Below are 12,192 nucleotides of genomic sequence, written 5' to 3'. Positions count from 1 at the left end.
TTTAGTTGGCTCCTGCAGGTGCGGTCGTGATGATGGAGGGTGAGAGCGGGGTGGATGCGGGGATCACGGGCGCGCTGCGCGGCACGCTCATCGCGAGAATCTTGCAGTCGTCGTGGCGCCAGGCGATTTCGATCTCGCTGCCGGGCGAAGGCAGCGCATGGCGCTGCGTATTGGGTACTTTCACGACAAAGGAATCGCGCGAACCGAGCGCGAGGTGCACGCGGTGATGATCGCCGCAATACACCAGTTCCTGGACCTGTGCGCGCACCACGTTGCTGTGTTCGTCGACCTCTACGCCTTCAGCGCTGGGAATATGCGCGCGCTCGGGGCGCAGCGCGAGCATCGCTTCGTCGCCTGCGCGCAGGCCGGGTTCGCTGCGGCCGCGAATGACGCTGCCGTCCGAGAGCGCGAGCGCCGCCCAGTCCTCGCCGACACTGACGACGCGCCCAGTCAGACCATTGTTCTCGCCGACGAAGTTCGCGACGAAGGCGTTCTGCGCGTTCTCGTAGAGTTCGCTCGGCGTGGCGGCCTGCTGAATGCGGCCATCGGAAAACACGGCGACGCGGTCCGACATGGTCAGCGCTTCGGCCTGATCGTGGGTCACGTACACAATCGTGAGCGACAACTCGCGATGCAGGCGCATGATTTCGTATTGCATGGTTTCGCGCAGGCGCTTGTCGAGCGCGCCGAGCGGCTCGTCCATCAGCACGACGCTCGGCTCGAACACGAGCGCGCGCGCGAGCGCCACGCGTTGCTGCTGTCCGCCGGAGAGTTGCGCGGGACGCCGGTTCGCCAGATGCGGCAACTCGATCATCTCGAGCGCGCGCTGCACACGCGTTTTCTGCTCGGCGCGGCTCACGCGCCGCACGGAGAGCGGAAACGCAACGTTCTCCGCAATCGTCAGATGGGGAAAGAGCGCGTAGTTCTGAAACACCATGCCGATGTCGCGCTGATGCGGCGGCTTGTCGTCAAGCCGGCGGCCGTCGAGGCGAATCTCGCCGTGCGTGGGCGATTCGAATCCCGCGAGCATCATGAGCGTGGTCGTCTTGCCCGAGCCGGACGGGCCGAGCAGCGACAGGAATTCTCCCTTGCGCACGTCGAGGTTCAAGTCGTCGACGACGTATTGGGCGCCGTCGTACGATTTGCTCACGCTCGAGAACGAAATGAAGGAAGGGTTTGACATCGTGATCGCGTCCTGTCGATGGTGCGTCGTAATCAATGCGTGCCGGTCTGCGCCGCGCCTGTTTTGCCGGCGATATAGCGCGCGAAGTCATAGTTGGGACGCTCGAGCGGGCTCAGGTGACCGGGCTTCGCGAGGGGCGCATGCACGCCGCGAAACACGGCTTCCACGCCGCGTTTGTCTTCCGCGTTCACTTCGTCGAGCAGCTTCTTCAGCGTCGTCATATGCGCATTGGCCTCGGGATCGGCGATGAACTCCGGTGCAAGCCCGCCGCCGAAGCAGATATGCACGTGCTCCACGCCTTGCGGTTGCAGCACGAGATACCAGAAGTAACCCGGCGTGAGCGTGACGAGATGCGTCGGGTAAATGGCGAGCAGCGCCGTGGTCTTGCGCCAATGTCCCGTGAGGCGCGTGTTGTCCGGATGCGCGTTGCCGATGGGCAAGGACGCTTCCTTCGTGATCCAGTGATAGTTGAAGGCCGGATAGCCCGGCGGGCATTCCATTTCCTCGAGCCGAGAATGCGGTCCTACCGTCGCGCGATGCAACATGGGCAGGTGATAGCTTTCCATGAAGTTTTCCGCGAGGATCTTCCAGTTCGTGTTCCACACGTGCTCTTCATGGAAGGTCTCGACGTAGTCCGACATGCCGTATGCGCCGATGAGTTCGCTCAGTTCGTCGAGTTGGGCATGAACGGGCGGCGCGTGTTCGTCGAGGGTCACGTAGATCCAGCCTTGCCATTCTTCGCAACGTACGGTGGGTAGCCGGTAGCTTTCCTTGCAGAAGCTTTCCTGCCGATCCATGAGCGGCGCGCCTTGCAGCGCGCCGTCCAGTGAATAGTTCCACGCGTGATACGGGCAGACGATGCGACGCACGTTGCCGCGTCCTTCGAGCAGCACAGACATGCGATGCAGGCACACGTTCGACATCGCCTTGAGTTGCATCTGTTCGTCGCGCAATACGACGACAGGTTGCGCGCCGATCCGCGCCGTCATGTAGTCACCAGGCACCTTGAGCGCACTGGCGCGGCCGACGCATTGCCACTCCCGCTCGAATATAGCGCGCTCTTCCAGTGCGAGGAATTCGGGCGACGTATAGACGCCGGGCGGCATCGCGTGCGCATCGCCGAATGGACGTTCGCAACCCGCGCGCAGTTCGTCGACAAGTGCTTGCACTGCGATCGTCCTTGCCGGGTTGGCCATGGTGTCCCCCTTGATTCGTCACGGTGAGAGCGCGTCAACGCGAGGCTTTACGGCATAGCGCTCAACATGGACACCAATCTAACAAGCCAAATTGCAAGCCAAAATATTGTTTTCAGATACAAAGCAAAGCTTTTGTCTATGCAGCGCGCGTGCGATTGAAGCAGAGAATCGCGCATTTCTCATCATGCGTCGAAATGCAGCCTCTGGATATAGGTCTCGCAGAACGAGGCGAAGCGATGCACCACCTGGCGCGGCTTCATGGTGCGCGATTGCGCGATGCCGAGCATCGTTGCATTGACATTGTCTTTGAAACGCTTAATGACGAACTCTTCGCCGTCCACGGTGCGGTTCGATTTGAGCGGAAAGTTCAGGAGGCTATAGCCGAGACCGTTGGCCACCATGCCGCGCACGACCTCCGGCTGCGACGAACGGAATGCGGGTACGGGACGGCTGCCCACCGCATCGAAGAGCGCGGCGAAATACTCGCGGCTGTGCGGCAGGTCGAGCATCACATAAGGCTCGGGAAGGAGGTCGGCGAGCGATACCTTGCGCGCGCGTGCCAGACGATGCGTCCGCGGCAGGATCGCATAAGGCGGCAGCGAGAGCAGCGGCGTGAAGGCAATGTCTTCAGCCAGGTCGAGACTGTAGGTGAGGGCAATGTCGAGCGAGCCGTCGTGCAGGCCGCGCAAGAGACCGTCCTGATGCGCCTCCACCGTGCGAAACGAGATGCCCGCGTGCTCGTCGATGAATCGGCTGATCAGTCGCGGCATTAGCGGCGGCGCGAGCGAGACCATGCAGCCGAGCGTGATGGCGCCGGTCATGCCGCCGTCCATTTCCTTGGCGGTGGTCTGCAACTCCTCCGCAAACTTCAGGAGATTGCGCGCTTGCCCGAGCAGATCGCGTCCGGCTTGCGTGAGCGAGAGACCGCTCGCGTGATGCCGGATGAACAGTTGCACGCCGAACGATACTTCAAGATCCGCGAGCGCCGTCGAGATCGACGGCTGGGAGATGTGCAGGCGTTTGGCGGCGGCGGTGAAAGACAGTACTTCCGCGGTGACCACGAAATAGCGCAACTGGCGCAACGAGTAACGCAACGGTTGACTCTCCATCGACGACGCTCCGTGTTTTAGACCTGTCATGCGCGGCATTGTGAGGCGGTCAAAAAGCCTTGCATAGGCAAATCCGATGCGATGCATTTTTTAAATATATTTTTCAAATTCTGAAGGGACGCGTAGATTTTGACGAGAGACAAACGGACCGGGTGGCGACGCGTAGCTGGAAAACGCCGCCGGGTCCGCAACGATCGCGAGCGCTTAAAGGCCGTGATGTCACGATCGAATCGAAATATTCCGCTTTTTTAGAAGGACTCAGCCATGACAGTGGAAACAACGTCAATCGACACGCTCGTAGTCGGCGCCGGTCAGGCCGGCGTCGCCATCAGCGAACATCTGGGCAAGCTTGGCGTGCCGCATCTCGTGCTGGAACGCGCCCGCATCGCCGAGCGCTGGCGCACGGGACGCTGGGATTCGCTGGTTGCCAATGGCCCCGCGTGGCACGATCGTTTTCCCAATCTCGAGTTCGCGGACTTCGATCCCAACGCATTCGCTTCGAAGGAGCAGGTCGCGGATTATTTCGTCGCCTATGCGAAGAAATTCGACGCACCGATCCGCACGGGTGTGGAAGTGAAAAAGGTCGTGCGCAATGCGGGGCGCCAGGGCTTCACCGTCGAAACCTCGGACGGCACGATCGAGGCCAATCGTGTAGTGGTCGCAACCGGACCCTTTCAGCGCCCCGTCATTCCGCCAATCGCGCCGCAAGATTCGGGTCTTACGCAGATTCATTCCGCCGACTATCGCAATCCCGCTCAATTGCCCGAAGGCGGCGTGCTGGTGGTCGGCGCGGGTTCGTCGGGCGTGCAGATCGCGGACGAGTTGCAACGTGCGGGCAAGCGCGTCTATCTGTCGGTCGGCGCGCACGATCGTCCGCCGCGCGCCTATCGCGGCCGCGACTTCTGCTGGTGGCTCGGCGTGCTCGGCGAATGGGATGCCGAGGTCATGAAGCCGGGCAGGGAGCACGTCACGATTGCGGTGAGCGGTGCGCGTGGCGGCCATACGGTGGACTTCCGGCGTCTCGCGAATCAAGGCATCACGCTCGTGGGTCTGACGAAATCCTTCGATGACGGCGTGGTCACCTTCGAAGCGGATCTCGCGGAGAACATCGCACGCGGCGACGAGAACTATCTGTCGCTGCTCGACGCCGCCGACGCGTATGCCGAGCGCAACGGCCTCGATCTTCCCCAAGAACCCGAAGCGCGCGTCATTCCCGCGGATCCGGAATGCGTGACGCACCCGCTGCACGATCTCGATCTGGCGAAAGCCGGCGTGACGTCGATTATCTGGGCAACCGGTTATGCCGTCGATTTCAGCTGGCTGAACGTCGACGCGTTCGATGAAAAGGGCAAGCCGAAACATCAGCGCGGTGTATCGAAGGAGGCCGGCATCTATTTCCTCGGTCTGCCGTGGCTATCGCGTCGCGGATCCGCATTCATCTGGGGCGTGTGGCACGACGCGAAGCACATCGCCGATCACATCGTCACGCAGCGCAAATACGCGGCCTATTACGGCGACGCGCAACAGCAGGCACCGAGCCACGGCGAGGAAAGCGTTGAAAACCTGTCCGCCGGTTCACGCGTTCACAAAGTCAGTGAGATGGGCGTGAACTGATGCGTATGCCTCTCTAATTCGCGATCTATTTCTTCCTAACATTGAGGTGCATTGATGAACCAACCTACGCATACCCGTATCCGCATGTTCAACACGAAGGACACGTATCCGAACCAGACGCTCGACAACGATCTTTGCCAGGCCGTGCGCGCCGGCAACACGGTCTATGTGCGCGGTCAGGTAGGCACGGATTTCGACGGCCGTCTGGTCGGCATCGGCGATCCGCGGGCCCAGGCCGAGCAGGCCATGAAGAACGTCAAACAGTTGCTGGAAGAAGCGGGCAGCGACCTGTCTCACATCGTCAAGACAACGACGTTTCTAACCGACGTCCGCTACCGCGAGCCGGTCTATCAGGAAGTCGGAAAGTGGTTGAAGGGCGTGTTTCCGATTTCGACAGGCCTGGTGGTGGTCGCGTTGGGTCAGCCACAGTGGTTGATGGAGATCGACGTTGTCGCAGTGATTCCGGACGGATGGACGCCGCCGCAAGCCTAAGGAGCGGGACATGACATTCTCAATCGTCGGACGCTGCCCGCAGTCCGGGCAGCTTGGAATCGCAATCAGTTCGTCCAGCATCGCGGTGGGCGCGCGCTGCCCATGGGTCCGCGCAGGCGTGGGCGCGGTGGCGACGCAGAACGTCACGCTGCCCGCGCTAGGGCCGCAGATTCTCGATCTTTTGCAGCACGAACAACTCGACCCCACCGCGGCATTGGACCGAGTACTCGGCGCGAGCGAGTGGAGCGAGTACCGCCAGGTGACCGTGATCGATGCGCAGGGCCGCACGGCGTTCTTTAGCGGCAAGGAAGCGCTGGGCACGTATCACGCCGTCGCCGGCAAGCAGTGTGTGGCGGCAGGCAACATGCTCGCTGGCGTCGAAGTGATCGAGGCGATGCTTCCGGCGTTCGAGCAGGCAACTGGCGCGCTTGCCGATCGGCTGCTCGCGGGCATGCATGCCGCGATAGCCGCCGGCGGCGAAGCAGGGCCCGTGCATTCGGCGGCGCTCAAGATCGTGAGCGACGTGAGCTGGCCGATCGTCGATTTGCGGGTCGATTGGGCGGATGACGACCCCATCGGCCAGCTCGCCGGTCTGTGGCAAGCGTACCGGCCGCAGATGCAGGACTACCTGACCCGGGCGTTGAATCCGACCGCCGCGCCGAGCTACGGAGTGCCCGGCAATGAATGAGCGCTCCAGCCGCGCGCTGCTCGAACGGCTGATCGGCTTCGCCACGGTCAGCCGCGACTCCAATCTCGACATGATCCAATTCATCCGAAGTTACCTCGATGAACTCGGTGTGGAGAGCGAACTGTTTTACAACACCGAGCGCACCAAGGCGAATCTGTTCGCGACCATCGGCCCGTGTGAACGCGGCGGCATCGTGCTGTCCGGCCATACCGACGTGGTGCCCGTCGATGGCCAGGCATGGACCGTCGATCCATTCCGTCTCACCGAGCGCGACGGACGGTTATATGGCCGCGGCACGGCCGACATGAAGGGATATATCGCTTCGGTGCTGGCAACGGTGCCCGGCTTGCTCGAGCGCGAGTTGAAGTTGCCGGTGCACCTCGCTTTTTCGTACGACGAAGAAGTCGGATGCCTCGGCGTGCGGCCGATGCTGGCGGAATTGGCGCAGCGCGCGCACAAGCCGGCGCTGTGCCTGATCGGCGAACCGACGGAACTCAAACCGGTGCTGGGCCACAAGGGCAAGCTGGCGATGCGCTGTCAGGTGAAAGGTGCGCCTTGCCATTCGGCTTATGCGCCGTATGGCGTCAACGCCATTCAATACGCGGCGCGCATGATCGGCCGCCTGGAAGAGATCGGCGAGCAACTGGCGCAGCCCGAACATCACGACGAGCGCTTCGATCCGCCGTTCTCGACTGTGCAAACCGGGGTGATCAAGGGCGGCCGTGCGCTCAACATCGTGCCGGCCGAATGCGAGTTCGACTTCGAAGTGCGCGCGCTGCCCGGCTTCGACGCCAACCGGGTCGCCGACGAGTTGCAGACCTATGCCGAGGCCGAGTTGCTACCGAAGATGCGCGCGGTGAAGCCGGACACCGAGATCCGCTTTGAACCGCTGTCTGCCTATCCGGGATTGGCCACCTCTCCCGATAGCGAAGCGGCGCGTCTTCTGGCGCTGCTGAGCGGTTCCGTTGAGTTCGGCACCGTCGCATTCGGCACCGAGGGCGGGCTATTCAATCAGGCTGGCATTCCGGCCGTGGTGTGCGGACCCGGCAGCATGGACCAAGGGCATAAGCCGGACGAATTCGTCACCGTCGAGCAATTGCGTGAATGCGACGCGATGCTGGCTCGCCTGGCGGAATACGTTTCGACCGCGTCCTGAGACGACACAACAGAAGGAGACGAACTTGAATGCTTTAGAACACAATGCCCCGGCATTGATCGAAAAACACACCATCGGCTATGTGCCGCCCGAGGATCGCCATGGCAAGGTACGCGATCTGTTTACGCTATGGTTCGGCGGCAATATCGCTCCATTGCCCATTGTCACCGGCGCGCTCGGCGTGCAGATTTTCCACTTGAACTTGCTCTGGGGCATCGTCGCGATCGTCGTCGGTCAGGCGGTCGGCGGCGTGCTCATGGCGCTGCATTCGGCGCAGGGTCCGCAAATGGGCATCCCGCAGATGATCCAAAGCCGCGCGCAGTTCGGTTCATGGGGCGCGCTGCTGGTCAGCGTGATCGCAGGCGTGATGTACGTGGGTTTCTTCGCGTCCAATATCGTGCTCGCCGGGAAGTCTCTTCACGGCATCGAGAAGGGTATTCCGGTTCCTGTCGGCATCGTGATCGGCGCGCTGGGCTCCGGGCTGATCGGCATCATCGGTTACCGGATCATCCATATCCTGAACCGCATCGGAACCTGGGTGCTTGGCATCGGCATCGTGATCGGATTCGGCTATATCCTCACGCATATTGCCACGGACGACTTTCTGACGCGCGGCGGATTCAACATCGCCGGATGGCTCGCGACGGTTTCGCTGTCGGCGCTCTGGCAAATCGCTTTCGCTCCGTACGTGTCCGACTATTCGCGCTATCTGCCGGCGAATGTGCGCGTTGCATCGACGTTCTGGGCGACCTACCTCGGCTGCACAATCGGCTCGACGCTCGCGTTCGTCTTCGGCGCCGTAGCCGTGCTCGCGGTGGCGCCCGGCGCCGACGCGATGGATGCCGTCAAGCAGGCCACCGGACCGCTCGGGCTGCCGATGCTCGTCCTCTTCCTCCTGAGCGTGATCAGCCATAACGCGCTGAACCTGTACGGCGCGGTGCTCGCGGCCATCACGTCGCTGCAGACCTTCGCCTATCGCTGGATTCCCACGGCGAAAGCGCGGGCCGTGCTGTCGATTGCGATACTCCTGGCATGCTGCTATGGCGCGATCGGCGCGTCGACGAATTTCGTCGGCAATCTGGTCGATCTCGTGCTCGCGCTGCTGGTCGTGCTGGTGCCGTGGACCGCGATCAATCTGATCGACTTCTATGTGATCCACAAGGGCAAGTACGACATCCAGTCGATTTTCCAGGTGGACGGCGGCATCTACGGCCGCTTCAACCCACAGGCGCTGATTGCCTATGGAATCGGCATCGTCGTGCAGATTCCGTTTATGAACACGCCGATGTATGCGGGTCCGGTGCCGAAGTATCTCGACGGCGCGGATCTCTCATGGGTTATCGGACTGTTTTTGACGTCGCCGCTGTATTACTGGCTCGCCTCGCGCGACTCCAGCTATCGGCGCAGACAAACGGCTGCCGGTGTTACAGCTTGCGCGGCGAGACAGTCGTGATCATTGGCGTGCTTCCGCGCGAGAGTGTGGAAATTTTTCGCCAGCTTGACGATCGGTCGTTCGGATCGGCTCCATCGAAGAAGGCGATCCATCGTCAGCGCGAGCTGGCTGGAGAGGTGAGTAAGGCCAGGACGCCGGGATAGATCGGCATCCTGATCGATTCTTATCGGCCTTGAATCAGAAACGGGCGCAGTTGATCTTGCACGGCAGCGGTCTTGGCCTCGACGCCATGCCGGCCGAGGTCGATTACGTCGACGGAGCGATGTTTCGAACGCTTTTCGCTAGCGCCTCGGACGAGGAGTCCGCGATCTTCGAGCCGACCTGGCTGACGGCGCATGCGTCGTTAGCCGAGGGATATGGCCGTGGTTTTCATGCGGCCGCGCCTCGTCTCTGGTCAGGGTCCGCTGTCGGCGCGGTAACGGTGCCTAGGCCGGCGAGGTCGCGCGCTCGGGCGCTACGCCAGCGATGAGGTGAACGCCTTTCTTCGCGCCTGTTATTGCGAGCGGAATTATTCGCAAATCCTATCGCCGCGTGGTTACAACTGCGATGTACACTTTCTTGCAGGGACATTCCACGGTTCAAGGACCGGGCAGAACATGCAGGATCGGCGATGAAAAGAATCTACGGGTACAAAGGCTTTGAGGTCACCGTGGAGCTAGAACCCGTTTGGGAGACCGCGGGCAGCGTGACGCTGCTGCCGCCGCGAGGCTTTGTCGCCGTCGTGCACGTCAGAACGATGGGCGCGGTGGGCGCCACGCGCCCCGTGATTGCGCCGATCCGCCTCGGGGCGGCCATCCAGCAGCCGTTCCCGACACAAGCCGAGGCGCTCATGGCGGGGTATAGCGCAGGGCAGCGGGTAGTGGACGACACGTTCGCGCGCTGACCCCATTCTCCGGACGAAAAAAGCCGCAGCGATCGCCGCGGCCCGAACACAGCCGCAACGCATGGGGCGCTAGCGCCAATATCCGGTTATCTGGCCGGGACCTTCGCCGGTCTTTCGCTCTGCCGGGCCAACGAACCAGGGTCCGTCATCGTGGGATGTTCGTCACGCGCATCGATCCACTCAATTGCCCATTGCCGCGCGAGCTCGATAGCCTCGTCTTCGGTTTCGAACCAGGCAAGATTGCGCTCGATGTGCATTTCAGTATCCACATCGTCGTCAGGGGAAGTTCGGATGATCCGCGCATGCGCGAAGAACTGACCCAGCGAAAAATCCGCGGTTGCGTCGATAACCCAGCCGCCGTACTCGTACTTCATGTTGCCTCCGATACCTGCTAATCGAAATTCGAACAGACAAAGCATGGATCCATCAGGCTGCCTTCGCTGAGCCTCCACCGTTGAATGGCCGACCTGGGGGCGGCCGGACAGCAGCCCGTCCACTCCGCAGCGCCTTATTGTTATAGATCATTCGTGGTTCAACGGTTGCGCGGAGCAGGGGCACGCAGTGTCGCCAAACACGCAGGCGGTTCAATTGTCGTCCGATCTGCTCGGCAGATGCTCGTGCGGCACCGGTTCTGCTTCCGCGGCGTCGGGAACATCGGGCTTGGTGCGTGGTGCAGATTTGGCGGTCGCCGACCGGGTGCCCGGCGTGACGCCGCGGACTGGATGGTCCGGAATGCCCGGCCGGTGAATGCGGCGTGTGGGCGGTGTTGAAGGCATGATTTCCTCCTACGCGGACGTGACTTGCAACATCCATCATACCTCTGTCGAAGAGGCAGAACATACCGTCGGAGGCCAGTATCTGGCGAGCTTTCGCCGAATCAGACATGACCGATATGGTCCGCCGGCTTTTTCACCCGGCGCCGCGCGACAAATACGACCACCGTAATAAATATTTCGCAATTTTGCGATTGTCGTAGAGGGCGGGACTTAACGTATAAATATACGATTCAAATATAAACGGGGTATTAGATTCGCGGCCGGTCAGTTGTGGTAAGTAAGTGAGCTATTAAAACAAAAATATGTAATACGGATAGATGAAAGCCACGCTGGTAAAGCGTTTCGGATATTTATCAGACAAATTGAAAAATCTTCGAGTTGCGCTCGACATAAAAAGAAAACGCATCGACGCAAAAAAAGCATTTCACATATTGCGTTCAAAAATTGAGCGGTTATGATGGCGTCTCCGTGATTCGATTTCTCGCACGATTGCTTCACGGAGGGAGTGGCAGGAAATTTGCCGGCAGTTATGCAGGAGACGTAATCCATACGCTTGGCGTAGAGAGACTAAATCGAGGAGACGCTATGTTGAGTCCCCATGAGTTCGCTACCTTGATGCTCATCAAGAGCGCGCCGGACCAGATCGAACTGGGCCGCGCCGAACTCGACACGCTGCTGGAGCGGCAGCTCATCTCGCTGGAAAATTTTGCGTCAGGAAGCCCGCGTGCTCATCTTACGAGCGACGGCGACTCTATTCTCAGGGCGGTCGCCCGGATGCGCTAAATATTCGCGGCGCTCGCCTCCCGGCGAGCACGGCGAAGACACAGTCATGAACGCAGTGTTCTGGCTGCGGGTTGGTTTGTAGTGCCTGTTGATGTAACGACCGTCGAAGTTCTGGCGACGCATTCTGCCTGACAGGCGTCCTTGCGCTTCGATTTATCCACCATCGCGATCCGTCGCAACACTCCCGTCCGATCGGGGGTTTCGTGCACCGGATCGAATTTTGAGGAATTCAACCATGGCTCTATCGAGTCCCGACCAGGCCGTTGCCGTGAAGGCCAGCCTCGACGCATTTTTCGGGTTGACAGGGAAGGTCTTTGAAGGCGCGGAGAAACTGGTTGCGCTGAATCTGCAGGCAGTCAGGTCCACGCTGGCCGAGGCGCAGGAGAATATAACGAAGTCGCCGGGCACGACAGACCCGCTGCAATGGTTCGCGCTGCAATCAGGCCTCACCGGGCCTTTCGCTGAGAAATCGCTGTCATACGGCCGGCAAGTGTTCGACATCGCATCGGCCACGCAGGCTGAACTCACGCAGTTCGCACAGGCGCAGTACGAGAGGCACAACGCGCGCGTGCAGGCGTTCGTCGAGGAAACGGCGAAGAATGCGCCGGCAGGTTCCGAAGCGGCGATCGCCGCGTGGAAGTCCGCGATCAGCGCCACGACCACACTGTACGAAACCCTGCAGAAAACCGGGCAACAGGCCGTGCAGGCCGCCGGGAGTAATTTCGACGCTGTCACAGCCACAGCCTCGAAGGCCGCGCGACGCGCCGAACAGGTTCCCGTAGCCGTCGGCGCGAAGGGATAAGACCAACGCGGGCAGCGATGCCCGCGTTGCCGTTCCTGTTTTATCTGAAGGAATACT

General features: G+C 61.2%; 13 protein-coding genes. 8 read left to right on the top strand and 5 right to left on the bottom strand.

The features are described 5' to 3' along the window. Position 1: 1 nt before the first annotated feature. The 3 genes from B0G80_RS05110 to B0G80_RS05100 form a co-directional block, all read right to left on the bottom strand. Entirely contained in the window at positions 2-1,183 is a 1,182-nt protein-coding gene (locus B0G80_RS05110) for an ABC transporter ATP-binding protein (protein WP_116119522.1), read from the bottom strand. Positions 1,184-1,215: 32 nt separating this feature from the next. Continuing rightward, positions 1,216-2,379, bottom strand: a complete 1,164-nt coding sequence (locus B0G80_RS05105; protein WP_116117229.1) for an aromatic ring-hydroxylating dioxygenase subunit alpha — start codon at positions 2,377-2,379, stop codon at positions 1,216-1,218. A gap of 182 nt (positions 2,380-2,561) precedes the next feature. After that, positions 2,562-3,488, bottom strand: a complete 927-nt coding sequence (locus B0G80_RS05100) for a LysR family transcriptional regulator (protein ID WP_106285537.1) — start codon at positions 3,486-3,488, stop codon at positions 2,562-2,564. 264 nt (positions 3,489-3,752) lie between these two features. Between B0G80_RS05100 and B0G80_RS05095 the strand changes: the two genes are divergently transcribed. The 6 genes from B0G80_RS05095 (at position 3,753) to B0G80_RS05065 (ending at position 9,774) form a co-directional block, all read left to right on the top strand. Continuing rightward, entirely contained in the window at positions 3,753-5,102 is a 1,350-nt protein-coding gene (locus B0G80_RS05095) for an NAD(P)/FAD-dependent oxidoreductase (RefSeq protein ID WP_116117228.1), read from the top strand. A gap of 54 nt (positions 5,103-5,156) precedes the next feature. Further along, on the top strand, positions 5,157-5,594 hold the full coding sequence (locus tag B0G80_RS05090; RefSeq protein WP_106285539.1) for a RidA family protein: 438 nt from the start codon (positions 5,157-5,159) through the stop codon (positions 5,592-5,594). Positions 5,595-5,604: 10 nt separating this feature from the next. After that, positions 5,605-6,282: a DUF1028 domain-containing protein gene (locus B0G80_RS05085; RefSeq protein ID WP_116117227.1), complete on the top strand. Its 678-nt coding sequence runs from the start codon at positions 5,605-5,607 to the stop codon at positions 6,280-6,282. After that, positions 6,275-7,438 carry an acetylornithine deacetylase gene (argE, locus tag B0G80_RS05080; RefSeq protein ID WP_116117226.1) on the top strand — a complete coding sequence of 388 codons (1,164 nt, stop codon included), beginning with the start codon at positions 6,275-6,277 and terminating at the stop codon, positions 7,436-7,438. The genes B0G80_RS05085 and argE overlap by 8 nt, the downstream gene beginning before the upstream one ends. 25 nt (positions 7,439-7,463) lie before the next feature. Beyond that, on the top strand, positions 7,464-8,891 hold the full coding sequence (locus B0G80_RS05075) for a cytosine permease (protein ID WP_116117225.1): 1,428 nt from the start codon (positions 7,464-7,466) through the stop codon (positions 8,889-8,891). A gap of 610 nt (positions 8,892-9,501) precedes the next feature. Continuing rightward, positions 9,502-9,774, top strand: a complete 273-nt coding sequence (locus B0G80_RS05065; RefSeq protein WP_106285543.1) for a hypothetical protein — start codon at positions 9,502-9,504, stop codon at positions 9,772-9,774. Between the two features lie 86 nt (positions 9,775-9,860). On the opposite strand, the gene B0G80_RS05060 is transcribed toward B0G80_RS05065, so the two are convergent. After that, positions 9,861-10,271 carry a hypothetical protein gene (locus B0G80_RS05060; RefSeq protein ID WP_258878806.1) on the bottom strand — a complete coding sequence of 137 codons (411 nt, stop codon included), beginning with the start codon at positions 10,269-10,271 and terminating at the stop codon, positions 9,861-9,863. Positions 10,272-10,358: 87 nt separating this feature from the next. Beyond that, entirely contained in the window at positions 10,359-10,550 is a 192-nt protein-coding gene (locus B0G80_RS05055) for a hypothetical protein (protein WP_106285545.1), read from the bottom strand. A 585-nt stretch (positions 10,551-11,135) separates the two neighbouring features. Between B0G80_RS05055 and B0G80_RS05050 the strand changes: the two genes are divergently transcribed. Together B0G80_RS05050 and phaP are read left to right on the top strand one after the other, a co-directional pair. Continuing rightward, positions 11,136-11,333, top strand: coding sequence for a hypothetical protein (locus B0G80_RS05050; protein ID WP_106285546.1), 198 nt, complete (start codon positions 11,136-11,138; stop codon positions 11,331-11,333). Between the two features lie 235 nt (positions 11,334-11,568). Next, positions 11,569-12,135 carry a TIGR01841 family phasin gene (gene phaP, locus B0G80_RS05045; RefSeq protein WP_116117223.1) on the top strand — a complete coding sequence of 189 codons (567 nt, stop codon included), beginning with the start codon at positions 11,569-11,571 and terminating at the stop codon, positions 12,133-12,135. Positions 12,136-12,192: the final 57 nt, after the last annotated feature.

The organism is Paraburkholderia sp. BL6669N2 (assembly GCF_003387275.1).
In the GTDB taxonomy this organism is placed as follows: domain Bacteria; phylum Pseudomonadota; class Gammaproteobacteria; order Burkholderiales; family Burkholderiaceae; genus Paraburkholderia.
Note: the sequence above shows the minus strand (reverse complement) of the source record. Positions and strands in the feature narration are given on the sequence as shown.

Coding starts and splice junctions, on each gene's coding strand:
- B0G80_RS05090 (WP_106285539.1), top strand. CDS start 5,157: ATGAACCAACCTACGCATACCCGTATCCGCATGTTCAACACGAAGGAC.
- argE (WP_116117226.1), top strand. CDS start 6,275: ATGAATGAGCGCTCCAGCCGCGCGCTGCTCGAACGGCTGATCGGCTTC.
- B0G80_RS05055 (WP_106285545.1), bottom strand. CDS start 10,550: ATGCCTTCAACACCGCCCACACGCCGCATTCACCGGCCGGGCATTCCG.
- B0G80_RS05100 (WP_106285537.1), bottom strand. CDS start 3,488: ATGGAGAGTCAACCGTTGCGTTACTCGTTGCGCCAGTTGCGCTATTTC.
- B0G80_RS05050 (WP_106285546.1), top strand. CDS start 11,136: ATGTTGAGTCCCCATGAGTTCGCTACCTTGATGCTCATCAAGAGCGCG.
- phaP (WP_116117223.1), top strand. CDS start 11,569: ATGGCTCTATCGAGTCCCGACCAGGCCGTTGCCGTGAAGGCCAGCCTC.
- B0G80_RS05105 (WP_116117229.1), bottom strand. CDS start 2,379: ATGGCCAACCCGGCAAGGACGATCGCAGTGCAAGCACTTGTCGACGAA.
- B0G80_RS05065 (WP_106285543.1), top strand. CDS start 9,502: ATGAAAAGAATCTACGGGTACAAAGGCTTTGAGGTCACCGTGGAGCTA.
- B0G80_RS05110 (WP_116119522.1), bottom strand. CDS start 1,183: ATGTCAAACCCTTCCTTCATTTCGTTCTCGAGCGTGAGCAAATCGTAC.
- B0G80_RS05095 (WP_116117228.1), top strand. CDS start 3,753: ATGACAGTGGAAACAACGTCAATCGACACGCTCGTAGTCGGCGCCGGT.
- B0G80_RS05085 (WP_116117227.1), top strand. CDS start 5,605: ATGACATTCTCAATCGTCGGACGCTGCCCGCAGTCCGGGCAGCTTGGA.